Raw genomic sequence first — 25,456 nt, 5'->3', positions numbered from 1 at the left:
ACCGCGCCGGCTTCCTGTTCGCGGTGATGCTGTTGTCGGCGGTGGCCGGCTTCACGCTGTGGACGGAGGTGCGCACCGGCCGTCAGGTGGCGGAACGCGTCCAGGAGGCGCTCGATCGGGCCGGGCTGATCGGCCGCATCCGGGTGGACGCGCTCTCGTTGGAGTCCGCCATCGAGGCTCACATCCGCGCCACAGATGATCCCCAGCGCGAGGCCGCCGACGAGGTGATGGAGGACATCCTCGCCGACATCCGCCAGGCCACGCAGGAGTACACGCGGGAGCTGCCCCACGGCGGCACGCTGGTGGTGTGGCAGCGCTTCAACATGGCGTGTACCCGGCTGGCCGAGCAGGTGCGCGCCGCGGCGGTCTTCTCCCATCGCCAGGAGGCGGAGCAGGCGCGGCACCACCTGGTGGAGCAGGTGCGCCCGCTGGCCGAGGAGATCGACGGTCTGGCGGGGCAGCTCGCGCGGGAGAACGCGGACGAGGCCCGGCTGCTGTTGGAGCACCTGGCTTCCTTGCGCGTGCGCAACCTCGCGTTCGGCGGTGGGGTGACGTTGCTGGCGGTGCTGGTGTCGCTCGGGGTGGGCTGGCGCATCACCTCGGTGCTGAAGCGCCAGGAGGCCACCATCCAGGCGCAGATGGAGGAGCTGGACCGGCGCAACCAGGAGCTGGATGCCTTCACCCGGCGCGTGGCGCATGACCTGATGGGGCCGCTGTCGCCACTGAAGGGGTACCTCACGCTGCTGCGCCGCTCGGGGGCGGTGAAGGACGCGCAGGCGCTGGAGCTGGTGTCGCTCTCCGAGTCCAGCGCGGTGCGCATGGGCGAGCTCATCGAGGCGCTGCTGCGCTTCTGCCGCGCGGGCACCCGGGGCGAGCCCGCGGTGGGCGAGCTGGACACGGCCGTGAGCACGCTGCTGCTGGAGGTGAGCCAGACGGCCGCCGCGCAGCGCGTGGCGCTGGAGCGCTCGCTGGAGTCCGGGGTGAAGGTGTCCTGCCCCTCGCAGTTGTTGCAGCTCATCGCGCAGAACCTGCTGTCCAACGCGGTGAAGTACACGGCGGGCCGGCCCGAGGCACATGTCTCCGTGAAGGTGGTGCGCGAGGGCGGCGAGGCGGTGCTGGAGGTGGCCGACAACGGCGCCGGCATGAGCCCGGAGACGCAGGCGAAGCTCTTCCAGCCCTTCTTCCGGGGTCCGGAGACCCGGGGGATTCCCGGGCACGGGCTCGGCCTGGCCACCACGAAGCGGCTGGTGGAGGCCCATGGAGGTGTGTTGCTGGTGCGCTCGGAATTGGGTAGGGGCACCCGGGTGACGGTCCGCTTCCCCCTCGCGGCCGAGGCTGCCCCCCCTGTTCGCGGAGTCGGTACATGAGTCCCGCCCGTATCCTCGTCGTCGATGATGATCCCCACGCGAGGGATCTGCTCAAGCGCCTGCTCGGCATGCTCGGCGAGGTGTCCCAGGCCTCGCACCCGAAGGAGGCCAGTACGCGGCTCGCGGAGGAGGGGCCGTTCGACCTGGTGCTCACCGACATGGCCATGCCCAACGCGGGGGATGGGCTCACGGTGTTGAACGAGGTGCGTGCGCAGATGCCGGACACGCCCGTCATCGTGGTGACGGCCTTCGGCAACATCGAGGGCGCGCTGGACAGCATCCAGCAGGGCGCCTTCGACTACCTGGCCAAGCCCTTCGACGTGGACGCCATCGTCCGCGTGGCGAAGCGCGCGCTGGAGCAGAAGCGGCTGGTGGAGGAGAACCGCTCACTGCGCAAGCAGGTGGAGCGCGGCTCCATGGTGGGGCGCAGCCCGGCGCTGCTCGAGGTGTACAAGCAGGTGGCCCGGGCGGCGGCCACGTCGGTGCCGGTGCTGATTACCGGCGAGACGGGCACGGGCAAGGAGATGGTGGCCCGGGCGCTGCACCGGCGCTCGCCGCGCTCCAATGGGGCCTTCATCCCCGTGGACTGTGGCGCCATCGCCGAGTCCCTCATGGAGAGCGAGCTGTTCGGCCATGCGAGAGGCTCGTTCACCGGGGCTTCGGGGGCCCGGCGGGGTCTGTTCGAGGAGGCGCATGGCGGCACGTTGTTCCTCGACGAGATTGGCGATGTGGGGCCCAAGGTGCAGGCGCAGTTGTTGCGCGCGCTGCAGGAGGGGGAGATCCGCCGCGTCGGCGAGAGCGCGCCGGTGAAGGTGGACGTCCGCGTGGTGGCCGCGACGAACAAGGATTTGAAGGAGCGCGTGGCCGAGGGCCTGTTCCGCGAGGATCTGTTGTACCGGTTGGACGTGGTGCACCTGCACCTGCCGCCCCTGCGCGAGCGGCGGGAGGACATTCCCTCCCTGGTGGAGCACTTCGCGGCGCTGCATGCCCGGGGAGGCGCGGCGCCCGTGGTCACGGCCGAGGTGATGACGCGGCTCACCGCGTACGACTGGCCCGGCAACGTGCGGCAGTTGGAGAACGTGGTGGCCCGGGCGCTCGCGCTCAACGTCACGGGGGTGTTGGGGCCGCAGGATTTCCCCGAGCCCATTGGGGATGCGCCGAAGAAGCTCAGTGGCCTGGCCGGGGACATGCCCAGCCTGGCGGAGCTGTCACGGCGGTACGCGGCCCATGTGCTCCAGCATGTCGGGGGCAACAAGAGCGAGGCGGCGCGGTTGCTCGGCGTGGACCGCAAGACGCTCTACAAGCTGCTCGAGGCCCAGGAGCCCGCGGAGTAGGGCGCTCAGGACGGAGCGGGGACGGGGGTGAGCGGCAGCTCGACCGTGAAGGTCGCGCCCTGGCCCGGTGCGCTGCTCACCGAGATCCGCCCCCCGAGTGCCCGTACCACCTCGCGTGAGAGCCACAGGCCGAGCCCGAAGCCGCCATAGTTGTCCTCGGACACCGCCCGCTCGAAGCGCTCGAAGATGCGGGCCTGGTCCTCGGGGGCGATGCCCATGCCCTCGTCGCGCACCACCAGCCGAGCGGCCCCTCCTTCCCGTGTCACGGAGAGGTGGATGGGCTTGCCAGGGCCGTACTTGATGGCATTGGACAGCAGGTTGTCGATGACCTGCTCCAGGCGCAGCGCGTCCCAGAACCCCACGAGCGGCTCCGCGAGTACCTCCAGCACGAGCTCGCACCGCACCCGTTGCAGCTCCTCCTTCCACCGGTCCGCCGCCTCCCGGACGAGCGCCGGCAGATCCACCTCGCCCAGGCGGAGTGGAGGCATGCGCTGGGAGAGACGCGAGACATCGAACAGGTCCTCGACCAACCGGGCCAGCCGCTGCAACCGGGCGTTGGCCATCTCCAGCTTCGCTACCCATGGCTCCATTCCCGCGGCGCGGGCCGGCTGGCGCAGGGCGTTGAGCAGGCTCTGCATGTACAGCCGCATCGGAGTGAAGGGAGTCCGCAGCTCATGTGAGGCCACGGCGAGGAACTCGTCGCGTTTGCGCAGGGCGGCCTGGGCTTGCTGGTAGAGCCGTTGCCGCTCCTCGGACAGGGCGAGCACCTCGGCGAAGCCCTGGGCATTCTCCAGCGCGGCCCCGGCCAGGGTGGCGATGAACTCGGCGATGCGCGCTTCCTCCGCTCCGAAGGCCCCGGCCAGCCCATGGCTCGTGACGCAGAAGCAGGCCACCACCTGGCCTCGCGCGAGGATGGGGGCGCACAAGGCCGAGCGCATGCCTGGAGTGCCCAGTGCCTCGAGCTCCTCCTCCGAGGGCACCCAGGGTCGCTCACCCTCGAGTGCGCGCAGGATGACCGCGCGGAGCGTGCCACCCACGCTCTCGGGGACGGTGTGCTCTTGGGTGAGCTCGATGAGCTCGTCATGCTCGCCGCGCAGCAGCCCCTGTACCGCCTCTCGGACCGCGGCGAACACGGCCTCCCGCGTGAGGGCGGAGGCGATGCGATGCCCCGCCTCCAGGATGCGCGGGAAGCGGTCCACCAGGGACAGGCTCACCCGGGCCTCGGGTGAGTGCGCCGGCTCCCGCGCTCCACGCATGGACCGCAGGGCCTCTTCGCCAGCTGCGGCGTCCTTCGAGGCACCCGGCCACCCCAGGGCGGTGCCCACCTCGGCCCGCGCCAGCAGCGTCAGGGCGCGCTCGTGGCCCATGCCCAGGCGCTCGGCGGCGGCCAGGCTCTTGTCGAGGTACCTGCGCGCCCGGGTGTGATGCTGCTCCAGTGCCGCGATGCGGCCCAGCTCACGGAAGATGTGGGGGCGGTGGGCCCGGGCTCCACCCGGGAAGCGAAGCCCCTGCCGGGCGGCGGCTCTGGCCTGGCGCAGGAGCGCGGCGCGGCGGGTGGAGGCATAGGGGGACAGCTGGAGGGCTTGCTCCCGAAGGGCCGTCATGAGCGAGGGATGGAAGGCGAAGAGGAGGGGTGGGGCCTTCGAGCGCATGAGGGGTCCCACCATCCCGAGGGCCTGGGTGAATGCCCTCGCGGCCTGGGTGGCCTCACCCGCCGCGAGGAGCCGGACCCCCTCGGCCTGGAGCAGCATGCTCTGGGACACCTCGTCGGTGTGCGTTGCGCGAGTGAGCTCCGCCTCCAACCTTTCTCGCGGGAGGTGTCCTTCGGAGGCATACGCCTGGACCAACAGGCCCGTGGCGAGGGAGAGCCGGTGATCGAGCTCCACGGCGAGGCCCTGCAGACGATTCGCCTCCTCGAGGGCCGCGGAGGGTTTCCCCAGGGCCTGAAGCGCGGTGGCGAGGTTGGAACGCACGAACAGGAGCATGGCCGTGGCTCCTGTTTGCCGGAGCAGACGCTCCGCTTCACGGCCGGACTCGACGCACTCCTCGAAGCGCGCGGCGCTGAAGAGCGTGTAATGGTACATGGCCAGTGTGGACCCCTGGTCGAACACGTTGCCCAGGGATCGGTACAGCCGCAGTGCCTCCTGGATGTACTTCCGCTCACGTCTCAGGGCGGAGGCGCGCAGGAACCCGGGCACATACGGGAAGAGCAGCGCGAACAAGGAACCATGGCAGGCATAGGCCGTCGCCAGGATGGGCGTGGGGGCATGCCGCTCGGCGATGTTCAATCCGCGCAGGTGTGAGTAGAGGGTGGTGAGCAACCATCCCCCTTGGATCCACGACTCGGTGGAGAGCTGGATGTAGAGGTGCGCGGCCAACCGTGTCTCGCCTTCCAGGGGCGGCCCTCCTGCCCTGGGGGCGCGCAGCACGCGCAGGAGCCACTCCCAGAGCAGGTACAGAAGGAGGGCGAAGCGGTTCCGGGGCAGGCTCTGGCCGAGTTGGTGGAGCGCTCCGCGATAGGCCCTGACGGCCTCCGTGAAGCGCTTGTCCTGCGAGGCAACCTCCCCGCGGTGTCCTTGGAGTCGAGCATGGTCCAGACGGCTCGTGGCCAGGGCCTGGGCCCGCGCGAAGCACTGGTCCGCTTCCTCAGCCTTCAACCGGATGAGGAGGACCTCGCCCAGTTCCTCCAGGATGGCCAGGCGGGTGGCGTCGTCTTCCTCCTCCGCCCCGCGCTCGGCGAGACGATAGTTGAGCTCGGCGATCTCCAGGGCATGCCGGTTCCGGCCTTCCCGGGCCGCCTCGAGGGCATGGGGCCAGGCTCGATGGAACTCTCCCGCCGCCTCGAAGTGATAGGCCAGCTTGCAGTATTGCTCCGGGGCGCGGCGCTCCCACTCCAGCGCGGCCGCATGGTGCAGTGCACGGGCCTCATCGGCGGGGAGTCGCTCCAGCAGCGCCTCCCGCAGCCGGTCATGCGAGAAGACCCAGCGGTCCGAGGACGGCCCGGGCCAGAGGAGATGCCGTTGCCGGGCCTCTTCCAGCGCGGCGAGGGCCTCTCGTGGCTCCTGCCGTGCCAGTGTCGCCGCCACGTCCGCCGGGAACTCCCTGCCGAGGATCGCACCAGCGGCCATCAGGCGTTGGGCCGGCTCGGGCAGGAGCGCGAGCCGGCGCAGGAGGAAGGTGGTGGCCTGGCGTGAGGAGCGGACCTCGGCCAGCCGTTGTGGCTCCACCCGCCACCCGGAGGGCCCGGGCACGAGGGCCCCGCTCTCGACGAGTCCTCGCACCACGGAGGAGGCCATGAAGGGGTTGCCCTCGGAGAGCCGCACCACGGTGTCCAGCGCCTCCTCGGGGAGCCTTCCCGCCATGGACTCCGCGAGCCGGCGGAGCTCCGGCGCCGGGAAGGGTGACACGGTGATGCGGAGGGCCGGTTCCAGGCGCCGGAGCGGGTGTCCCTCGGGGACTTCCTCCGTCCGGAATGCGGCCACCACCGCGACGAACCGCGGGTCTCGTGGCTCCTCCACGGAGGGCCTCACCCAGGCGGCGAGCAGCTCGAGAGTCAACTCGTCAGCCCACTGGCAGTCATCCAGCAGCACGACGGTGGGGCTTCCACTGTTCCCCAGCGCCTCGAGCAGCGCCCTCAGCGCCCGCCCCGTCCGGTGCACTCCCATCTCCTCATGTCCCAACCTCACGGGGTCCGGGTGCCCCAACGGCCCGGCGAGCTGGGGGATTGCCTCACAGACGGCCTCGAGTTGAGCTCCCAGGCGGGTGCGCAACTCCTCCGCCAGGGACGGGCTCTCCTCGAGTGCCGACAGCAGTTCCTCGACCACTCCCGCGAGCACCTGGATGTATTGCTGGCCCGACCGGTCGACCCCCTGGCCACGAAAGACCCGCACACCCCTGGCGCGCGCCCGCCGCGCCCATTCGTCGAGGAGCAGGGTCTTCCCCGAGCCTGACCCTCCCTGGGCGAGGGCCAGCCCCCCTCGTCCCCGAGCCGCCTCTCCCAGCGTCCCCTCCAGCGCGTCCAGTTCCGCGCCTCGGCCAATGAAGGTGGGCTCGTTGAGCCTGCGCCGTGCATCGGACAGGCCCACGACGAGTGTGGGCTCGTGTTCGCCGCGCTCCATCCGCGCGGAGATGGCTTCCAGGTCCTCGAGTGCTGCCTCCGCGCTCTGGTATCGCTCGCGTGGATCCTTGCGCATCAGGTGTTGCACCACCTGCTCCAATGCCCGGGGGACGGGCAATCCGAGGGCGCGCAGCTCGGGGTGGGTGGTGAGTTGCTGCTGGAGGATGCTCCCCAGCGTTCTTCCCTGGAAGGGTGGCGCTCCGGCGAGGCATTCGAAGAGCAGCACGCCCACTGCGTGGAGATCCGAGGCGCGGCCCACGGGGTGCTCCACGAGTCCCGCCTGCTCGGGTGCGAGGTACAGGACGTCCTCCAGGGGGAGCGCCTGAAGGGACTGTTCGCGCAGGTCATCGAGGGTGAGCCCGAAGTCGACGAGCGTGACCTCACGCTTCGAGTCCTCTCCGCCCAGGATGACGTTGGAGGGTTGGACATGGAGATGCACCACGCCCAGGGAGTGCGCCGCCTGCAATGCGCGCAGGACACCGCGTCCTATCTGAAGGGTCTCCTCGAGGGAGAGCGGCCCCTGGGACAGCCGCTCCCGAAGCGTCCTCCCGGAGAGCCAGGGCCTCACCTGGTAGGCGAGCCCGGCATCCAGGCCGATATGAAGAGGGGGGGAGACCCAACGGCTTCGGGCCTCGCGTAATGCCGCGAGCTCCCGGGTCACACGCTCGACTACTCCCGGATGGAGGGCGTCGAGGGGCGCCACCTTCATCGCTACCCGGCTACCCGTCGACAGGTCCATTGCGTCCCACGCCTGCACCTCGCCCTGCTGGCGGATGCGGCGGCGGCACAGGAACCGCCCTCCCAGAAGCATGCCGGCCGAGGTGGTTGTCCTGCTCTCGGGTTGCAGCTCCGTTATGGCCACGATGCCTCCCCCATTCGCATGGCGTGCATTCGCTTCGGCCCCTGGCTGACGGCCCCTTCTCAGGGGAGCGTCGAAAAGGAACCGGCCATAACCATGCTGTCAGGAGGAGTCGCGGACACCGTTTTGTGGCCGCTGCCGCCGCGCGGATGCTTCCCTGGCGGCGCGGACGCCGGGGGCCGGGCCGCTCCGCACGAGAGGGGCTCAGCTCACCACGGAGACGGTGACACGGCGGTGGTGCGGGGAGGTCCGGTGCTCCCAGACGTAGATTCCCTGCCACGTTCCCAGGTTCGCCTCGCCGCCCTTCACCGGCACGTTCAGCGAGTTCTGCGTCAGCACCGTGCGCACGTGCGCCGGCATGTCGTCGGGACCCTCCGCGTCGTGGCGGAAGAGCGGGTCCCCGTCCTTCACCAGCCGCGAGAAGAACGACTCCAGATCCTTCCGCACGTCCGGGTCCGCGTTCTCACACAGCAGCAGCGAGGCGCTCGTGTGGTGCAGGAAGATGGTGCACAGGCCTTCCCGTGCACCGCTCTCCTCCACCGCTCGCTGCACCTCGCCCGTGATGTCGTAGAAGCCCCGGCCCCGCGTCGCCACCGTCAGTTCCTTCGCGCGATACATGGCTCGACTCCTCGGGGCCGGGATGGATTCAACGACTCGTGAGACGGGCGTGCAGGAACTCCGCCATCCGTTCCAGCACTTCCGGCGCGATCGTGTGCGGTCCGTTGAAGGGGAGGAACTCCACCGGCAGTCCCGCGGCCGTCAGGAGCTCATTCAGCCGCTCCGCCTGGCCATACGCCAGGACGCTGTCCACGCGCCCGTGGCTCTGCAACACCGGCAGGCCCTTGCGCTTCTCCGCCCGCTGCTTCCACTCGTCCTGGCAGATCAGCGTCCCCGACAGGATGCACAACCCCGCCGGAGCCTCCTCCAACCGCAGCGCCACGTCCGTCGTCACCATCCCGCCCTGGCTGAACCCGCCCAGGACCATCCGCCCATACGGCAGCTTCGTCGCCGCCGACAGCGCGGACAGCAGGCCCATCAGCCCGCGCCTCGCCTGGGCCAGTCCCTCCGGCGTCGCCACCGCGAACTTGTCCCAGTCGCGCTCCTGCCCCATCAGCACCTCCTGGGGCAGGTTGAACCAGGCCCTCGCGTGCGGCATGCCCAGCGCGGACAGTGACAGCGGCGCCGCCGGGAACACGAAGCGCACCTTCGGTCCCAGCTCCGGCTTCAGCGCCACCAGCTCCATCGCCAGCGGCACCAGGTCCGTGGCGGGCGCCCCGAAGCCGTGGCACAGCACCACCGCCAGCTCCGGGCTCGCTCCCTCGGCCACCCCATCCACCACCTGGCAGTCCAGCTCGCCCAGGCGCGTGCTCACACGTCGCATCGCATGCCTCATTACTTGGGCTGCTCGTCGCTGATCGTCACCTTCTTGAGCACCACGTCCTTCTGCGGCCTGTTGCGCTCGGCGGTCGGCACGTTCGAGATGCGATCCACCACCTCGTAGCCCTTCACCACCTCGCCGAAGATGGTGTGCCGGCCCGTCAGGTGCTCGGGCACCGACGTCGTGATGAAGAACTGGCTCCCGTTCGTCGCCGGTCCCCGGTTCGCCATCGCCAGCTGGCCCAACTTCTCGAACTGCAGGCCGTTCTGGACCTCGTCCTCGAAGTTGTAGCCCGGCGAGCCCGAACCCGTTCCCTCCGGGTCTCCGCCCTGGATCATGAAGCCCGGGATGACCCGGTGGAAGATGACGTCCTTGTACAGCGGCGTGCCCTTCTTCGTCTCCCGCGTCTTCGGGTCCGTCCACGCCTGCTCACCGGTGGCCAGGCCCACGAAGTTCGCCACCGTGAGCGGCGAGGCCTTCGAGAAGAGCCGCAACACGATGGTGCCCTGGTTCGTGTCCATCGTGGCGAACAGCTCCTGGCCCTCCAGCGCCTTCTTCTGCCAGGGGCCCGGGTTCTCCGCGGGCGCCTGCGTCCGGGGCACCGGGCTGGAGCCGTGGACCTTCGGCTGGTTGGCGGCCTGCGTGTCCGCCGGAGGCGTCGCGGGCGCGGCTTCGGGAGGCGGAGCCGCGGGCTTCTGGGCCGCGGGCGGCGTCGCGCTCGGGGGAGGAGTCGTCTCGGCCTGCTTGTCCTTGCAGGCGGTCAGGGCGAGAAGCAGGAGTCCGGTCTTCAGCAGTCGATTGCTCATGGGACGGGCATCCTACAAAGCGAACGGAGGCTCGCAACCCGGCTCGTCGAGGAATGAACCACTCTGAACCGGTGTTCAGAACCGCGCACGTCCGCTCCGAGCGTTCAGTGCCGTACCGTCCGGCGGATCCGGCCAGTCGGAACGGAACCGTAGAATCCCCGCTATCGTCAGTTCTCCTGGAGCTCGAGCGTAGAGCGCCTGGGGGTGGGTGTCCCTCTCTGGAGGAAGCAATGGCCGCCGTCATCAAGGATGTCGTCGTTCTGCTGCCGGGTCTGCTCGGCAGCGTGCTCAAGCGGGACGGCAAGGAAATCTGGGGGCTGTCGGGCAGCGCCATCTTCCGCGCGATCTTCAGCGGCACGGGCAGCGTGAAGTCCCTCACCCTGAAGTCCGACAGCGGGGGAGAGCTCGCCGACGATGGTGTGGAAGCCACCGCCATGCTTCCCGACACGCACCTCATCCCCGGGCTGTGGAAGGTGGACGGCTACACCCGCGTGGCCGAGACGCTGGTGAGCCAGCTCGGCCTCATCCCGGGCGCCAACTTCTTCGAGTTCCCCTACGACTGGCGGCGTGACATCCGCTTCACCGCGAAGCGGCTCGCCCAGCAGGCTCCGCGCTGGCTCCACGCGTGGCGCAACAGCCACGGGGGCCATCCCGACGCGCGCCTCATCCTCGTGGGTCACTCCCTGGGCGGCGTCGTCTCGCGCTACTTCCTCGAGTGCCTCGGCGGCTGGAAGGACACCCGCGCGCTCATCACCTTCGGCACGCCCCACCGCGGCTCGTTCATGGCGCTGCAGGCGCTCGCGCTGGGCTTCCGCAAGGACCTCGGGCCGGTGAACCTCTTCGATCTGACGGAGATGGTGCGCTCGCTGCCCTCGGCGTACCAGTTGCTGCCCATCTACCCGTGCGTGCAGATGCCCGACGGGAGCCTCGTCCGTCCGGGCGAGGCGAAGGGCATTGGCGGGTTGGACCCCGTCCGCGCCGCGCAGGGCCTCGCCTTCCAGCGGGAGATCGAAAGCGCGATGCTGGCCAACTCGCGCAGCTCCGCGTACCTCGAGCAGGGCTACAACCTCCACCCCGTGGTGGGCACCTTCCAGCCCACGCTGCAGGGCGTGCGCGTCCAGGCGTCCGGCGCGGTGGAGATGCTCTACAGCGACCCGGACGGCACGGACCACGGCGGTGATGGCACCGTGCCGCGCGTCTCCGCCTTCCCCCTGGAGGAGCGGCACCACTCGCGCGTCATGTACAGCCCCACGTCCCACGCCTCGCTGCAGAACGCCTTCGAGGTGCTGGCCCACGTGCAGGGTGTGCTCACCGGCCAGGAGATCCACCTCGACAAGTACCGGGCGCCGGAGCAGGCGGCCAGGCAGCTCTCGTTGCACATCGAGGATGCGTACGCGCACGACGAGCCGGTGAAGGTGCGTGTCCGTCCCTCGGCCGAGCCCGTTTCGCTCCGGGCCTTCGTCACCCACGTGAAGACGCAGCAGACCTTCGTGGCGGAGCTCGAGCGGGATGCGGATGGCTTCCACGTGGGCACGCTGCCGCCGCTGCCGGCCGGCATGTACCGCGTGAGCGTCAAGGGCGGCCCCGAGGTCATCCCCGTGACGGACGTCTTCGCCGTCTTCCACCGCGCGGGCGAGCTGCCGGAGGACGGGGAGGACGTGGTGAACGAGCTGGTGAGCTTCCACACCTCGGGAGCCCCGGCGCCGGATCCGGATACGCAGCGCAAGGTGACGAATCCGGTGGTGCCCGTGCTTCTCCAGCACAGCACCCTGGTGACGCCCGCGCCGGAGCCCACCGAGCCTCCGGTGTCGCGGGACGAGGGGCAGGCCATTACCCGTTATCCCTCGGTGGAGCCGCTCGTGCCCGCGCGGGCCGGGCAGGCGCTTCCGCTCACGGTGGACCTGTCACTGGCCGAGGTGGGCGCGGTGACGGAGTCCGCGGGCGTCACCCTTTCCGGACTGGCGCCGGACTGGCAGGAGCTCCCCATCAAGGTCCGGCTGCTCTGTTCGGAGATGACGTTCCGTCCCGGGGCGGACACGGGCGTGGTGTTGGTGCGGCGCAACGAGGCCTCCATCGCCGCCACGCTCACCGGCACCGTCAACCCGGGCGCCTCGGGTGAGCTCACCGTGGTGGCTACCTTCGAGTTCAACGGGCGGTTCTGCGGCGCGGCCCGCAGGCGCATCCTCATCGAGTCCGCTGGCTCGGGTGGTGTGGATCCGTCCTCCTCGCGTTCCTCGTCGACACCGCCCGCGGGGCCGGCGCCCGCGTCCGCGAAGGATGTGTATGAGGGAGGGACGTTCGCCCTCGAGGCCGGTGCGCAGAAGCCCCACCTGACGGTGCAGATCCACCGGTTGGACAAGAGCAACCCGCGGCGCCTGTACTGGATGCTCCACGTGTCGGTGCCGTGCAAGGGATTGCCGGCGCGGCTCTCGGGAGACCTGGATCTGGGCTCGGATCCGTCCGCCTTCTTCCAGAGCGTGGCCGCCACGGCGCGCGAGCTGCGCTCCGGCGAGCACTTCCCCTGGTTCCTCGGGTTGGGGAAGCTGCTCTACCAGCGCACGCCCAACGCCTTCCGGGAGACGTTCCGGGCCCTGCGCGAGGAGTACGGGCCGGGCTTCCCCATCCAGTTCATCACGGATGATCCGCACATTCCCTGGGAGCTGATGGCGCCCTCGGATGTGCCGGACGCGGGGTTGCTGTGCATGGACCATCCGGTGGCGCGGTGGCTGCTGGACTACCAGACGTCGATGACGGCGCGCCTGTCACACGGGGACATCCTCACCATCGCGCCGGACTACCAGTACCACGCGCACCTGGCGCCGCTGCCGCAGGCGCAGGAGGAGTCGAAGCAGCTCTCCAAGCGCTTCCGGGCGGTGCGTGTCGCTGGCAGACGCCAGCCCGTGTTCAACCTGTTGGGGGGTGGCTACGCGCCCACCGTGGGGCTGGTGCACTTCGCGGGGCACGGCAAGTACAGCCCGAACAACGAGGTGTCGCCCTCCTGCGTGTTCCTGGAGGACGGGGAGTTGAGGACGCTCGAGGTGCGCAACTCCATGGTGATGCTGGGGCAGAAGTCGCGGCCGCTCGTCATCTTCAATGCCTGCGAGGTGGGTACGGCCACGGAGATGCTCGGAGGCATTGGCGGCTGGGCCGAGACGTTCGTGAGCGAGTCCTTCGCGGGCTTCATCGCGCCGTTGTGGCCGGTGCAGGACGCGCATGCGCGCAACGCGGTGGAGCAACTGGTGTCGGACCTGTGGGAGAAGCATCTCCCGGTGGGCGAGGCGCTCCGGCGTCTGCGTCAGAGCGAGGCGAGGACGTCTCCCACGTACCTGTCCTACGTGTACGTGGGGGATGTGATGGCGCGCTTCGCTCCAGCGGCCGCCGTGGCCAGCACCGCCGCGGCGTGATGCAGTGCCTCGAGGTGCCGCTATTGCGGCGTCCCTCCGTCGGGCGAAGGAATGCCCCCGTCCGCGACGACGGGGAAGCTGACCCGAGCATCTGGAGGGACGGTCACGTCGATTGCCGTGGTCCCGCCGTCCAGGTCGGTGGGCGCGGAGCCGCCATCTTCGACGCCATCCTCCTCGAGCGTGTCCAACGCCGGCTCCCCGTCGAGCAGCCGGCGGAGGATACGGCCATCCACACCGATCGCGTACCTCACTCCCGAATCAAGGGACGAGTGCGCGCGACCGCAGTAGCCGGGGTTCTGCAAGATCGCCACGTAGATGACCTCGCCGCGCCGGACGGCGTAGTACTTGTGTGCTTCGGGCGTGTCGATGCATGCGCGCAGTGGGCCCCAGGAAGGGAAGAAATCGTTGGTGGCGACCTGGAGCGCTCGAAGCGTAGGGCCATCGATGGGTGCACCCGCCATGATGGCGTCATAGCCGGGCACCCGAATGCTCGGGTCCTGGTTCTGAATCCAGCCGCGGTGGTGGAGACACCCCACGGAGATGAAGATGAGCAGAAGCGCGAGGCTCTTTGCCTTCATGGCCGCTCCTCAACGGGCAGGATCTTCGGAATCCCATTCTCTGACCAGTCCACGCGGGCGACCACCTTCCTCATCAACCGGCCATTGTCGATCGTGTACCGGAGCATCTCGTCACTTCGGGCCGGGACATAATGATAGAAGCCCGCGCATTCCGGCTTCCCATCCCGCACTTCGCCGAAGAAGGCGGCGATGCTGATGGAGATTTGCTGTCCTTCAAGCCGCGTCGTGGGGCCATGGATGCATGCCATTTCCGCAATGGCCTGGAGGTCGGGGGGTGAAATGCGTTCGCCTCCGGGGTGATTGTGGAGCATCACCAGGTAGGCCACGGAGGCCTCGGGTTGGCGCCTGTCAACGACCTGGGCTGGGAGATCACATCGCCGCCGGGTTGGGTCATCCTGGACGGGGCTCGTGGTCAGCAGGCTCATTTCCACCTGCGTCCCATCGATGGAGTACAGCCAGGCGCAGTATTCGCTCGCCGTCCTCCAGTACACGCTGAAGTTTTGATCCCCCCTCGACACCGGAATGGACGCATGGGGCTGTCCGATGATGACCGGACAGGCGGCAAGGAGGGCTTCCGAGACCTGGGTGTATGGACCGAAATCCGGCATCGGACCGGGAATGCTCGTCAGCGTTTCACCGGGGTTGGGAGTCACGACATACGGATTCGGACGTGGTGCCGTACAGGCGGCCGCGAGGAGCATGCACGGCCCGAGCAGGACTGAGCGGATGCTGACGGGAAATCCCATTTCTCTCATTATGGCCCCACGCGCGTCTCGAGCGCCAGGGCGACCATCGTCTCGGTGAGGTCGCCCGGGTAGTAGTTGGAGAAGCCGGGCAGGCCCGTGAGGGCCGCCTCCGCGTGGTCCATGTCGTCCAGCCGCACCACCCGCGAGCCCGGCACCTCCGCGTCCACCGTGTTCACCAATCCATCGCACGCCCACCCGTAGCGCTCGTGCACGTAGGCGCACAGCGGCCTCATCAGCGAGCGCCTCGACAGCCGCGACGTCGCCAGGGACACCGTGGGGATGTCCATCGGGTGCGGGTGCTGGCGCACGAACTCCATCCGCCGCGCGTACGACAGGTCCTCCACCGAGCCCGCGTCCCCCTGGAACAGCGAGGGAAACGTCACGTCCAGCAACCGCCGCAGCGAGGGCGTCGTCACCAGGTCATTCGCGATGACCGAGCCGCCAAACGGCGACTGCAGCGTCACCACCGCGCGCACGTGCCGGCGCAACTCCGGGTGGAGTGCCAGCGTGCTCAGAGCCTCCACACCCCCCTTGCTGTGCCCCACCAGCACCACCGAGCGGCGGAAGTGGATGGCGTCCAGCAGCGCCTCGCGGACCACCTCCACGTTGTCCGCGAGCCGCCCCTCCGTGTCCACCGCCACCTCCCGCGTCTCCAGCCCCCGCTTCTCCAGCCGTGCCTGGTTGTCCTCCAGATAGCCGGGCACCTCGTCCCCCAACATCCCCTTCACCATCAGGTACAGGTGCCGCCGCGCCTCGTCCGGCAGCACCGGTTCGCCCTCGCGCACGCGGTGGTGCACCTCGCGGAAACGGGCCGTGATGTCCGTGGGCGGCGGCGTCTCCGCCTTGAACCACCCAGCCAGCCCCCTGCTCCCGGGGCCCGGCTCGCGCACCGCCTCGGGCAGTTCCCTCAGCGACCGCAGGAGCCGGGCCACTGCCCCCGGGGCGGGCTGCCGCGGAGCGTTACGGGGAGTACGTACCCCCTCGAGGGGCGGGGGGGGCGGGGTAGGGGAAACGAGATCCTTCCGAGACATACGGGCCCTCAGCGTACCAGGGCCGGGCCCGTCCGTTCTCCAGCACACACAGGCGGGGGGCTCGTGATAGAAGGTGGGGCTCGTAAGGGGAGGAAGGACGCTGACGACCGGACAGGAATGGCTCGTGGATGTGTGCGGGTGCCCGCCAGAGCGCCTGAAGGACACGGCTGCGCTCGCGGCCCTGTTCGAGGAGCTCATCGTGCTGCTGGAGCTGAAGGTGGTGGGTCAGCCGCAGTGGCACGTGTTCCCGGAGCCGGGCGGCATCACCGGCCTCACGCTGCTGGCGGAGAGCCACCTGGCCGTCCATACCTTCCCCGAGCACGGCTTCGCCGCGCTCAACGTCTACTGCTGCCGCACCCGCAAGCGCCCGGACTTCGAGGCGCTGGTGGCGCGGCACCTGGGCGCGGCCTCCTGCCGCGTCCGTGAGCTGCCCCGGGGGGTGGAGGCGTGACGCAGGGCAACTGTCCTTCCTGTGGAGCTCCCGTCGAGTTCTCCGCGGGCACCGCACTGGTCGTGGTGTGTGGCCACTGTCAGACGGTGGTGGCCCGTCAGGGCAAACACCTCGAGGCGCACGGGAAGATCGGCGCCATCGTCGACACCGACTCGCCCCTCCAGCTCAACGCCGAGGGCCGTATCGGCCGCGACGGCTACCGGCTGGTGGGCCACCTGCAGAAGGATCACGGCGCGGGGCCCTGGGACGAGTGGTACGTGGAGTTCGACGACGGGCGCACTGGCTGGCTCTCCGAGTCCGAGGGGGCCTTCCACCTGATGATCGCCTCCGGCACCGAGCCGGACCTGGTGCTCGAGGACTTCGAGCCCGGCCACCGCTTCACGTTGCAGGGCCACCGGCTGGTGGTGGAGGAGCGCGGGCACGGCCACGTGGTGGCCGCCGCGGGCCAGCTCCCCAGCGACGTGGACCCGACGGCGGACAGCCACTACGTGGACGCCACGGGCCCGGGCGGCGTCTTCGTCACGCTCGACTTCGGCACCGCGACGAACGACCCCGAGGTCTACGTCGGCAAGAAGCTGAAGCTGACGGAGCTGGGCATTCCCCCGGACCAGCTGCGGCCCAAGGTGCGCAAGGTGGCGCTGCAGCAGGCGCGCTGCACCAACTGCAACGGCCCGCTGGAGCTGCGCGCGCCGGACCGCACCAAACGCGTGGCCTGCCCCTTCTGTGGCGCGCTGTTGGACGCGAGCCGCGGCAAGCTGTCCTTCCTCCAACTGCTGGAGAAGCCGGAGCACCCGCCGCTCATTCCCCTGGGCGCCAAGGGCAAGCTGCGGGACGTCGAGTGGGTGTGCATCGGCTTCCTGATTCGCTCGTGCAGGGTGGAGGGGGTCCGCTACCCGTGGGAGGAGTACCTCCTCTTCAACCGCCAGCGCGGCTTCATCTGGCTGATGCAGTCCAACGGGCACTGGACCATCCTCGAGCCGCTGGCCGCGGGTGACGTGGCGGTGGCCCCGGGCGTCGCCGCGCACCTGGACAACCGGCGCTACCGGGCCTTCCAGAGCGTGACCGCCGAAACCGAGACGGTGCTCGGCGAGTTCTACTGGGAGGTCCAGGCCGGTGAGCGGGCGCAGGCCGAGGAGTACGTGGCGCCCCCGTTCTCGGTGAACGTGGACCGCACCGACAACGAGGTGACGTACACGCTCGGCGAGTACGTGGCCCCCGAGGTCATCAAGGACGCCTTCAAGCTCGAGGAGCCCCTGCCCAAGCCGGAGGGGATTGCCCCCAGCCAGCCCAACCCGAACTCCAGCGCGGGCACCTGGAAGTGGACGGGCATCTGGGCCACGGTGCTGCTCGCCGTCTTCCTCGCCGCCAACATCATCGCCGACAATCGCACCGTGCTGGAGCAGGAGGTCCGCCTGGAGCCGGACGCGCAGTCCGGCACGCCTTCGGCCATGGCCTTCAGCGAGCCCTTTGAAATCCGCAAGCGCGGCAACGTGGAGGCCAACCTGTGGGGGCAGGTGAACAACTCCTGGCTCGGCGTCCAGGGAGACCTGGTGAACGAGGCGACCGGCGAGGCCGTCAGCTTCTATGACGAGGTGAGCATGTACTCCGGCCGTGACTCGGACGGCTCGTGGAGCGAGGGCAGCCAGCGCGAGACGGAATACCTGTCCGCGGTGGCCCCGGGGCGCTATGTGCTGCGCACCACGGCCTTCTTCGACGGCCGGCCCTCGCTAGGTCAGAGCTACAAGGTGAGGCTCGTGAGCGACACGCCGCGTGGCTCCTGGTTCTGCGTCGCGCTGGTGATGCTGTTCATCGCGCCCGCGTTGGCCTTCTTCCGCTCCTCCAGCTTCGAGTCGGCGCGCTGGGCGGAGAGCAACCTGGGTTCCGGCTCGGATGATTGAGAAGAGAGGGTGTCCATGAAGTTCATCGGTGGAATCATCGTCATCCTCTATGCCGTGGTGGCCTTCACCGGCTGTGAGCCCTTCACCCGTTCGCAGCGTGGCCAGGCCGTGGCACGCGGCAGCGGCGTGCGAACTTGGACCGGCGGTTTCATGGGAGGGAAGTGATGTTCCTGGGAGTCCTGTCAGTGGTGGTGAGCCTGGACAACCTGCTGGCGAGCCTCGTGTACTCGCTCGTCGGTCTGGCGGTGTTCGTCGCGGGCCTGTTCGTCTTCCGGCTCATCATGCCCTTCGATGTGCACAAGGAAATCGAGGTGGACCAGAACACGGCCCTCGGTCTCGTCATGGGCTCCTTCATCCTCGGCCTGGCCATCATCGTGGCCGCGGCCATCTCGGGCTGACGCCCCGCCGCACAGGCAGTACCCGCTTTGAACAAAACGCTCCTCTTCTTCACCGTGCTCGTCATCGCCACGTGTGGGCTCATCTATGAGCTCATCGCGGGTGCGCTGGCGAGCTATCTCCTCGGCGACTCCATCACCCAGTTCTCCACGGTGATTGGCAGCTATCTGTTCGCCATGGGCATTGGCAGCTGGCTCTCGCGTTTCATCGAGCGCGGGGTCCCCCAGCGCTTCGTGGAAATCGAGCTGGGTGTGGCCCTGGTGGGCGGCCTGTGCGCGCCGATGCTCTTCCTCACCTTCGCCCTCACGGACATCTTCCGGGTGGCGCTGTACGGCAGCGTGCTGGTCATTGGCACGCTGGTGGGGCTGGAGATTCCCCTGCTGCTGCGCATCCTCAAGGACGAGCTCAAGTTCAAGGACCTGGTCAGCCAGGTGCTGACGTTCGACTACCTGGGAGCGCTGGCGGCGAGCATCTCCTTCCCGCTGCTCTTCGTGCCCAAGCTGGGGCTGGTGCGCACCTCGCTGCTCTTCGGGCTGCTCAACGCGCTGGTGGGCCTGTGGAGCACGTGGCTGCTGGCGCCCGTGCTGGCCCACCCCCTGCGGCTGCGGGTGAAGGCCGTGGCGCTCAGCCTCTTCCTGGTGGTGGGGCTCGTGCTGGGTGACCGGCTGACGAACTTCTCCGAGGAGCACCTCTACGCGGATGACGTGGTGCACGCGACGAGCTCGCCCTACCAGCGCATCGTCCTGACGCGCGGCAAGCGGGGCTTCTCGCTGTACCTCAACGGCAACCTGCAGTTCACCAGCCTGGACGAGTACCGCTACCACGAGGCCCTGGTGCACCCGGCCCTGGTGCGCGCGGGCAGGGTGGAGCGCGTGCTGGTGCTCGGCGGTGGGGATGGGCTCGCGGCGCGGGAGATCCTCAAGTACCCCGAGGTGAAGAATGTCACCCTGGTGGACCTGGATCCCGCGATGACGGGGCTCGCCACGCGCTACGAGGAGCTGGCCGAGTTGAACGCGCACGCGATGGCGGATCCGCGCATGCACATCATCAACACGGACGCCATGGAGTACCTCCGGGAGAAGCCGGAGACGTGGGACGTCATCGTGGTGGACTTCCCGGACCCCAACAACTTCTCGCTGGGCAAGCTGTACACCACGGGCTTCTACAAGCTGCTCAAGCGGCGGCTGGCGCCGGAGGGTGTGGCCGTCATCCAGAGCACCTCGCCGATGTTCGCCCGGCGCTCCTTCTGGTGCATCGACACCACGCTGAAGGCGGCGGGCTTCTGGACGCAGCCCTACCACGCGCTGGTGCCCTCCTTCGGCGAGTGGGGTTACGTGCTGGTGGCACATGAGCCCGTGCCGCCGCGCCGCCCGATGCCCGAGGGGCTGCGCTTCCTCACCGAGGACACGCACGAGGGCCTCTTCCACTTCCCCATGGACATGAGCCCGCTGCCGGCGGAGGTGAACCGGCTGAACAACCAGGTGCTCGTCCATTATTACGAGGAGGAGTGGCGGCGGTGGAACTGACGCGGCGGGAGCTCGTCGCCGCGTTCCTCGGCTCGGCGGTGGCGGCCAGTGCGTGCCGGCGGACGCGTTCGCGCGAGCCGGTGCCTGGCGCCATCGTGGACCGGGCGGTGGACGTGGGGCACAAGCTGCGGGGCGGGGCACTGCCGCGCGCGGCCGAGGCCCAGGCGGTGGACGTGCTGGTGGTGGGCGGAGGCGTGGCGGGCCTGAGCGCGGCGTGGCGGCTGGCGGCCGCGGGCGTGAAGGACGTGCGGGTGCTGGAGCTGGAGTCGGAGCCGGGAGGCACGTCCCGCTCGGGGCGCAACGAGGTGTCCGCGTACCCCTGGGGCGCGCACTACCTGCCGGCGCCGCTGGTGGACTCGGGGCCGGTGATGCGGCTGCTGCACGAGATGGGCGCGGTGACGGGCGTGGACGCGCAGGGCTATCCCGACTACGCCGAGGAGCTGCTCATCCGCGAGCCCGAGGAGCGCCTCTTCTACAAGGGCGACTGGTACGAGGGCCTCTACCTGCGCGCGGGGGCGAGCCCGGCGGAGCTGGCGGAGCTGGAGCGCTTCGAGGCGAGGATGAATGCCTTCGCGGCGGCGCGGGACGCCAAGGGGCGCAAGGCCTTCGCGGTGCCCACGGCGCTCTCCAGCGATGACGCCGAGTGGACGGCGCTCGACAAGGTGACGATGGCGCGGTGGATGGAGGCGGAGGGTTTCCGCTCGCCACGGCTGCGCTGGCTGGTGGACTACGCGTGCCGGGACGACTACGGCACCACGGCCGAGGGCGTCTCCGCGTGGGCGGGCATCTGGTACTTCGCCGCGCGGCAGGACGGGAAGGGCGAGCGCAGCGAGGGTTTCCTGAGCTGGCCCGAGGGCAATGGCCAGCTGGTGAAGCAACTGCTGTCCTCGCTGGCGCCGGGGCAGGTGGAGCGGGACGTGCTGGTGCATTCGGTGGAGCCCGTGGAGGGCGGCTGCCGGGTGGATGCGTTGGAGGCGGCGACGGGCAGGCCCCGGGCGTACCGGGCGCGGCAGGTGGTGCTGGCCTGTCCGCGCTTCGTGGCGGCGCACGTGGTGGCTCCCTGGCGCGGGAAGCGCCCCGAGTGGCTGGGCGCCTTCCAGTACGGGCCGTGGGTGGTGGCCAACCTGACGCTGTCGGATAAGCCGGCGTCCCATGGCTTCCCGCTGGCGTGGGACAACGTCTTCTACGAGAGCCGCAGCCTGGGTTACGTGGTGGCCACGCACCAGGGCCTGCGCATGGACGAGCGCGGGCCCACGGTGTTCACCTGGTACCTGCCCATGGCCGGGCTGGACGTGAAGGCCGAGCGCGAGAAGGTGCTCTCCGCCGGCTACGCCGAGTGGGAGGGACTGGTGATGGCGGACATGCTGGCCGCGCATCAGGACATTGCCCCGCTGGCCCGGCGCCTGGAGGTCATGCGTTGGGGCCATGCCATGGTGCGGCCCACGCCCGGTTTCCTTTGGGGCCCTGCGCGCTTCGCGGCACAGGAGAGCCTGGGCGAGTCGCTGCACTTCGCGCACTCGGACCTGGGCGGCATGGCCCTCTTCGAGGAGGCCAACTGGTTCGGCGTCAAGGCGGCTGAGAAGGCATTGAAGGGCCTGGGCCGCACGGGCCCGAGTTGGCTCTGAGGCCGCCCCCCCCCATACCCGGCCACGGTTGTCCGGGAGTACGCTGGCGGGATGCGCCTACTCCCGCTCCTGCTCCTGACCGCTGTCGGTGCCACCGCCTGCGATGATTCCTCCCAATCCGAGAAGTGGGCTCTCACCACCCGCCTCGTCGACAGTGACATGAGCCGGGCCGCGGGGGCTTCCACGGCTCCTTCGGCCCGCTCCGCCCTCGCCGCTCGTTCCTCCCTCGTGCACGGCCTGCGCATGGGTGAGCTCGAGGTCGTCGCGTACGACTACCGCCCCGGCCAGGCCGTGCAACTCAACGCCAACTTTGGTTACGGCACCAACGGCATGGGTTCCACCGAATGGTCATACATGTCCCCCCTGCTGTCCGGACACGACAGCGCCCGGGACATCCTGCTGCAGAACAATGGCGTCGTGGACCTGTCGGTCCTGGCCAATGACGCCATCCTGGGTCCTCCCAGGCCTGGAGATCCGTTCCTCACCCAGGTGGGTGCCTTCGACATCGACTTCCTGGAGGTCCACTTCTACCGCACGGGCATGCTCTACGACCTGGGAGGACTGGGGAATGTCGCCGACTTCCACTACTTCGGCATGGATGCCGACAACAACGGCCTGAACAAGCACCCGCTTCATCGCTACCCGCCGTTCGCCTCCGTCGGGGACTCCTACGCCGAGCCCGTCTTCCCGGACTGGAAGGCGAAGAGCGTGGCGCCGACTGGCAGGGTCCAGGCCATGAGTGTCCTGTTCTCGCGCAGGGACTGGTTCCCCGAGGCGCGCGTCGTCGAGCTCGAGCCCTCCGGCATGGGGGGCACGAACCCCTTCATCGGCATTGCCTACGACAGCCTGGCCGCGAGCAGGCCGCTCTCCACCACGCAGAAGAACTACCTGCTGAGCCTCGCCAACGAGGGGACGCAGCGCCGGGGCTATGACCGTTTCGTCATCGTCCCGATGGACGGCCCCGTCCGCATCGAGTTCGACAAGAACGCCGCCGCCAGCGCACCGCTCGATCCGCGCGTCGCCCCCAAGAACTTCGATGCGGCGAACATCTCGATCGATCTTGGCTTCAACGTGGACGGCCTCATCGACGAGCGGTGGACGAATCCGGTGCCGCACGAGTTCAACGCTCCCGGAGGTGTGGAGGCCTCGGTGGGCCTTGAGGTGGTGACGGTGGCGTCACCGGGCACCTACACCCTCAGCTACGAGGGCACCGACTACTCCTTCGATGTTCCCGCGGGGCTCTCCACCCCGTACGAGGTCATGCGCTCGCTGCATGATCAGGCCAGGGCCGCCCTTCCCGCGGCACGCATCAGCGAGACAGGCGGGGCCACCTTCGGAGCCTCCGGCTTCTATCCGCCACCCCTGGGCACCAGCGATGCCAAGCTCAGGCGCACCGAGACCCTGCCCACGCCCTTCGTGGTGTGGAATGGCGACGCGAACCACGTGCCCTTCGGCCTGTCGGTGGCTTTCTCCACCTCGCATCCCCTCTGCGCGGTGAACGTGCCCTTCAATCCCAGCACGTCTTGCCATTCCGTCAGCCCGGGCAGCCCGCTGCCATCGGGATGCTGCGTCTGCCCGAACAACACCACGTACTCACCGGCTCCCGGCGCGACTGGCCAGTACCTGTGCAAGTGATGCGTCACTCCGGGGGCGTGTCCGCCCGCTGGGAGGCCGAGGAGCGCGCGGCTTCCTGGCGGAGCAGGCGCACCTCGCGAAGGAGTTCCGAGGCGGCCTCCAGGAGCCGTGGAGGCGCTGGGAGTGTGGCTTCGCCCGAGGGCCGCGGACCCTGTTCGTCATCGGGGTCCCCCAGGCCGGAGTCGCGGGACTGCCGGAGGTGGTCGAGAATGCCGGCGCGAAGCTCCGCCGCGTTGTCCACTCCGCGCAGGTAGCCCACGTGCAGCCCGCCGTCGTGTGAATGCTCGCCAGCGTCTCCCTTTGTCTCTCCACCTCCCGCCGTCCACACCTCCACGTCGGCGATGCCCAGGAGCCGCTGGAGGGGGCCCTGCCGGATGCCCACGTGCTGGACGTTGGCGAAGGTCATCGTCTGCTCCCGAGTGGAGAGCACTCCCTCGCGAATGCGCAGGCCGCGGTCCGAGACCAGGTACCAGCGCAGCTCGTAGTCCAGCCGGAGGACCGTGTAGCTGATGAGAAGCTGCAGGAGGAAGCCCGCACAGGCCAGGCCTTCGATCAGCAGGGCGTACTCGATGACGAAGGGGAGCCGGAGCCACCGCCACCAGAGGGGCAGCATCACGTAGCCGGCCACCAGGCCCACCGCGCCGCCGAACTGGGCGAGCCCCCAGCGCACCAGGCGGTAGCGGTAGTACGCGGAGGCCGCGCGGAAGACGCGGACCGAATCAGACGCACCCTCCGGGGGCTTCGGTTCCGGAGGAACCCGCGCCACCTGGAGCACCCAGTTCCGAAGCCGCTCAGTCGGCACGAGAGCCTCCCGAAGGGGGCCGCATGGCCTCCCGCAGCGCGCGCACCTCGCTCGCCACCTCGCGAAGTGTCGCGGTCAGTTCCTCGAGCGTCGCCGCCTCCGGTGATGCGGCCCGGGACGGCTCGTGAGGTTTGCTCGTTCCGGGCCGGGGCCGGCTGCCGCGCATGCGGGAGTACAGGAAGTCCCGGAGCGGCTCGAAGAACTGAAGTCCCTCAATGACCATCTCCGCCTTCGAGCTCCCGCTCGCGGTCTGGACCTGGATGCGAGCGAGCCCCAGCCACCGCTCCACCACGTTGCTGGTGAGGTGGATGTCCTGGATGCGGGCATAGGTGAGGCTCACCTCTTGCCGGAAGAGGATGCCCCAGCGCATGGTGATGCCCTCCTCATCCACCTCGTACACGAGCGTGCGGAAGCGGAAGTAGGAGTACAGGAGCTTCACCCAGAACGCGGGGCCGAGAAGCAGGGACTCGAGCGCGGAGTAGGTGAGGAAGTTGGGATGCGGACGCAGCGTCGCGGGGAGGCGGGGGATGGGACCCCACACCGCCGGTGGTGGGGCCGGGTCCGGCTGCTCGAGCGCGGAGTTCTCTTGGCTCATGAATCCCTTCCTCCAGATCCACGCTACGTATCAGGCGAGCCAGTGATTGCGAACACCCCCCAGGATTTCGGCCAGGTCCCGCCGCCGCGTTACTTCTTCCGGACGCTGGCACGCGCCAGGTCGCACTCCTCGCAGTGCTCCTCCGGCGGACAGAGGAACACGAGCGGGTTCGACGCGAGGAGCTCGAGCGCCACGGAGACGATGGCGCGGGAGTCGCACAGACGTGCCTGGGCGTGGCCCACGAAGCCCTCGTTCTGCAACGCGCGCGCACGCAGCGGCGCCTCGACCCGGTTGAAGCCCCGGCAGCAGTGATCGGTCTCGGGAATCATCACGGTGCGGGCGGCACCGTCGGCCTCGACGACGCAGGGGTGCTCGATGGAGTAGGGGACCCCCGCGATGGCCTCCGCCAGGTGCAGGGTCGTGTCCTCGCTGTGGCTCACGCCGAGGAGCAACACCTGCCCGGCGAGGTCGTGGACGTGGCCCACCGGGCTGTCCGGGCCGTGTGGCGGCGCCAGCGGCTGGGGTGCGCAGATGCGCTCGGCCATCGGGCCCACGGCCGCGAACGAGCCTCCCGGGTGCGTGCTGCGCCGGACGCCCGGCTGTCTCCAGAACAGCTCGGCGGTGATGCCCATGTCGCACGTCGGCGTCGAGGCGGGATCGAAGATCGACTCACCATCGGTCATCGTCGGCATGACCAGCGTGCCCTCGTCCCCGAGCGCGGACCTCAGTGCGGCGATCAACCCCAGGGGGCCCCCCTCCACCGGGCGCACCGCCCTGAACGACGTGTGCACCAGCAAAACGCCGCCCCGCCGTACACCCAGGGTACGAAGCTGGGTGGTGACCTGCTCGATGCTCATCTCCGCCATCGTGTCGCTCCGTCCGCCGGGTTCAAGGAAGGCGTTGGGACT

The 25,456-nt window shown here is 69.4% G+C and carries 20 protein-coding genes; 10 read left to right on the top strand and 10 right to left on the bottom strand.

Annotated features, from left to right (window positions below; genetic code table 11):
* Nucleotides 1–26 precede the first annotated feature (26 nt).
* On the top strand, nt 27–1,367 hold the full coding sequence (locus tag BO221_RS25155) for a HAMP domain-containing sensor histidine kinase (RefSeq protein WP_073563264.1): 1,341 nt from the start codon (nt 27–29) through the stop codon (nt 1,365–1,367).
* Nucleotides 1,364–2,701, top strand: a complete 1,338-nt coding sequence (locus BO221_RS25150; protein WP_043402836.1) for a sigma-54 dependent transcriptional regulator — start codon at nt 1,364–1,366, stop codon at nt 2,699–2,701. The genes BO221_RS25155 and BO221_RS25150 overlap by 4 nt, the downstream gene beginning before the upstream one ends.
* A gap of 5 nt (nt 2,702–2,706) precedes the next feature.
* Here BO221_RS25150 and BO221_RS25145 read toward each other — a convergent pair whose 3' ends face one another.
* From BO221_RS25145 to BO221_RS25130, 4 genes are all read right to left on the bottom strand, one after another.
* Nucleotides 2,707–7,680 carry an ATP-binding protein gene (locus tag BO221_RS25145; RefSeq protein WP_143195663.1) on the bottom strand — a complete coding sequence of 1,658 codons (4,974 nt, stop codon included), beginning with the start codon at nt 7,678–7,680 and terminating at the stop codon, nt 2,707–2,709.
* 201 nt (nt 7,681–7,881) lie between these two features.
* Nucleotides 7,882–8,295, bottom strand: coding sequence for a secondary thiamine-phosphate synthase enzyme YjbQ (locus BO221_RS25140; RefSeq protein WP_073563030.1), 414 nt, complete (start codon nt 8,293–8,295; stop codon nt 7,882–7,884).
* Between the two features lie 28 nt (nt 8,296–8,323).
* Nucleotides 8,324–9,058 carry an alpha/beta hydrolase gene (locus BO221_RS25135; RefSeq protein WP_233166252.1) on the bottom strand — a complete coding sequence of 245 codons (735 nt, stop codon included), beginning with the start codon at nt 9,056–9,058 and terminating at the stop codon, nt 8,324–8,326.
* An 11-nt stretch (nt 9,059–9,069) separates the two neighbouring features.
* The gene (locus BO221_RS25130; RefSeq protein ID WP_073563028.1) at nt 9,070–9,861 is read right to left on the bottom strand and encodes a peptidylprolyl isomerase; all 792 of its coding nucleotides are present in this window, start codon (nt 9,859–9,861) and stop codon (nt 9,070–9,072) included.
* 230 nt (nt 9,862–10,091) lie between these two features.
* Here BO221_RS25130 and BO221_RS25125 point away from each other — a divergent pair, with 230 nt between their 5' ends.
* Entirely contained in the window at nt 10,092–13,265 is a 3,174-nt protein-coding gene (locus tag BO221_RS25125) for a CHAT domain-containing protein (protein ID WP_073563027.1), read from the top strand.
* 20 nt (nt 13,266–13,285) lie between these two features.
* Here BO221_RS25125 and BO221_RS25120 read toward each other — a convergent pair whose 3' ends face one another.
* The 3 genes from BO221_RS25120 to BO221_RS25110 are packed head-to-tail and all read right to left on the bottom strand — an operon-like array spanning nt 13,286 to nt 15,521.
* Complete coding sequence (locus BO221_RS25120; protein WP_073563026.1) at nt 13,286–13,843, bottom strand: hypothetical protein; 558 nt, start codon at nt 13,841–13,843, stop codon at nt 13,286–13,288.
* The gene (locus BO221_RS25115; protein ID WP_143195662.1) at nt 13,840–14,589 is read right to left on the bottom strand and encodes a hypothetical protein; all 750 of its coding nucleotides are present in this window, start codon (nt 14,587–14,589) and stop codon (nt 13,840–13,842) included. The genes BO221_RS25120 and BO221_RS25115 overlap by 4 nt, the downstream gene beginning before the upstream one ends.
* An 8-nt stretch (nt 14,590–14,597) precedes the next feature.
* Nucleotides 14,598–15,521, bottom strand: coding sequence for a GPI inositol-deacylase (locus BO221_RS25110; RefSeq protein WP_233166251.1), 924 nt, complete (start codon nt 15,519–15,521; stop codon nt 14,598–14,600).
* Nucleotides 15,522–15,744: 223 nt separating this feature from the next.
* Here BO221_RS25110 and speD point away from each other — a divergent pair, with 223 nt between their 5' ends.
* Genes speD through BO221_RS25080 form a run of 7 tightly spaced genes read left to right on the top strand, consistent with a single transcriptional unit; the run spans nt 15,745 to nt 23,151 of the window.
* Nucleotides 15,745–16,071, top strand: a complete 327-nt coding sequence (speD, locus tag BO221_RS25105; protein WP_233166250.1) for an S-adenosylmethionine decarboxylase — start codon at nt 15,745–15,747, stop codon at nt 16,069–16,071.
* Nucleotides 16,068–17,969 carry a DUF4178 domain-containing protein gene (locus BO221_RS25100; RefSeq protein WP_073563023.1) on the top strand — a complete coding sequence of 634 codons (1,902 nt, stop codon included), beginning with the start codon at nt 16,068–16,070 and terminating at the stop codon, nt 17,967–17,969. Before speD ends, BO221_RS25100 begins: the two co-directional genes overlap by 4 nt.
* 15 nt (nt 17,970–17,984) lie before the next feature.
* Nucleotides 17,985–18,134: a hypothetical protein gene (locus BO221_RS55500; RefSeq protein ID WP_198956182.1), complete on the top strand. Its 150-nt coding sequence runs from the start codon at nt 17,985–17,987 to the stop codon at nt 18,132–18,134.
* Between the two features lie 5 nt (nt 18,135–18,139).
* The gene (locus BO221_RS25095) at nt 18,140–18,367 is read left to right on the top strand and encodes a DUF350 domain-containing protein (RefSeq protein WP_043402496.1); all 228 of its coding nucleotides are present in this window, start codon (nt 18,140–18,142) and stop codon (nt 18,365–18,367) included.
* Nucleotides 18,368–18,394: 27 nt separating this feature from the next.
* Nucleotides 18,395–19,891, top strand: coding sequence for a polyamine aminopropyltransferase (locus BO221_RS25090; RefSeq protein WP_073563022.1), 1,497 nt, complete (start codon nt 18,395–18,397; stop codon nt 19,889–19,891).
* Complete coding sequence (locus tag BO221_RS25085) at nt 19,882–21,516, top strand: FAD-dependent oxidoreductase (protein ID WP_198956181.1); 1,635 nt, start codon at nt 19,882–19,884, stop codon at nt 21,514–21,516. The genes BO221_RS25090 and BO221_RS25085 overlap by 10 nt, the downstream gene beginning before the upstream one ends.
* A gap of 51 nt (nt 21,517–21,567) precedes the next feature.
* Complete coding sequence (locus BO221_RS25080; RefSeq protein WP_073563020.1) at nt 21,568–23,151, top strand: hypothetical protein; 1,584 nt, start codon at nt 21,568–21,570, stop codon at nt 23,149–23,151.
* Between the two features lie 4 nt (nt 23,152–23,155).
* On the opposite strand, the gene BO221_RS25075 is transcribed toward BO221_RS25080, so the two are convergent.
* From BO221_RS25075 to BO221_RS25065, 3 genes are all read right to left on the bottom strand, one after another.
* On the bottom strand, nt 23,156–23,953 hold the full coding sequence (locus BO221_RS25075; RefSeq protein ID WP_073563019.1) for a PH domain-containing protein: 798 nt from the start codon (nt 23,951–23,953) through the stop codon (nt 23,156–23,158).
* Nucleotides 23,943–24,548 (bottom strand): PH domain-containing protein, encoded by a 606-nt coding sequence (locus tag BO221_RS25070; RefSeq protein ID WP_073563018.1) that lies wholly within the window; start codon nt 24,546–24,548, stop codon nt 23,943–23,945. The genes BO221_RS25075 and BO221_RS25070 overlap by 11 nt, the downstream gene beginning before the upstream one ends.
* Before the next feature lie 89 nt (nt 24,549–24,637).
* Entirely contained in the window at nt 24,638–25,414 is a 777-nt protein-coding gene (locus BO221_RS25065) for an AAC(3) family N-acetyltransferase (RefSeq protein ID WP_073563017.1), read from the bottom strand.
* Nucleotides 25,415–25,456 lie beyond the last annotated feature (42 nt).

It is taken from the genome of Archangium sp. Cb G35 (assembly GCF_001896145.1).
Taxonomy (GTDB): domain Bacteria; phylum Myxococcota; class Myxococcia; order Myxococcales; family Myxococcaceae; genus Archangium; species Archangium violaceum.
Note: the sequence above shows the minus strand (reverse complement) of the source record. Positions and strands in the feature narration are given on the sequence as shown.

What these genes read in the sequence shown, in the direction of transcription:
- BO221_RS25155 (WP_073563264.1), top strand. Translation starts at nt 27, where the DNA reads ATGCTGTTGTCGGCGGTGGCCGGCTTCACGCTGTGGACGGAGGTGCGC.
- BO221_RS25150 (WP_043402836.1), top strand. Translation starts at nt 1,364, where the DNA reads ATGAGTCCCGCCCGTATCCTCGTCGTCGATGATGATCCCCACGCGAGG.
- BO221_RS25140 (WP_073563030.1), bottom strand. Translation starts at nt 8,295, where the DNA reads ATGTATCGCGCGAAGGAACTGACGGTGGCGACGCGGGGCCGGGGCTTC.
- BO221_RS25135 (WP_233166252.1), bottom strand. Translation starts at nt 9,058, where the DNA reads ATGCGACGTGTGAGCACGCGCCTGGGCGAGCTGGACTGCCAGGTGGTG.
- BO221_RS25130 (WP_073563028.1), bottom strand. Translation starts at nt 9,861, where the DNA reads ATGAGCAATCGACTGCTGAAGACCGGACTCCTGCTTCTCGCCCTGACC.
- BO221_RS25125 (WP_073563027.1), top strand. Translation starts at nt 10,092, where the DNA reads ATGGCCGCCGTCATCAAGGATGTCGTCGTTCTGCTGCCGGGTCTGCTC.
- BO221_RS25120 (WP_073563026.1), bottom strand. Translation starts at nt 13,843, where the DNA reads ATGAAGGCAAAGAGCCTCGCGCTTCTGCTCATCTTCATCTCCGTGGGG.
- BO221_RS25115 (WP_143195662.1), bottom strand. Translation starts at nt 14,589, where the DNA reads ATGGGATTTCCCGTCAGCATCCGCTCAGTCCTGCTCGGGCCGTGCATG.
- BO221_RS55500 (WP_198956182.1), top strand. Translation starts at nt 17,985, where the DNA reads ATGAAGTTCATCGGTGGAATCATCGTCATCCTCTATGCCGTGGTGGCC.
- BO221_RS25080 (WP_073563020.1), top strand. Translation starts at nt 21,568, where the DNA reads ATGCGCCTACTCCCGCTCCTGCTCCTGACCGCTGTCGGTGCCACCGCC.
- BO221_RS25070 (WP_073563018.1), bottom strand. Translation starts at nt 24,548, where the DNA reads ATGAGCCAAGAGAACTCCGCGCTCGAGCAGCCGGACCCGGCCCCACCA.
- BO221_RS25065 (WP_073563017.1), bottom strand. Translation starts at nt 25,414, where the DNA reads ATGGCGGAGATGAGCATCGAGCAGGTCACCACCCAGCTTCGTACCCTG.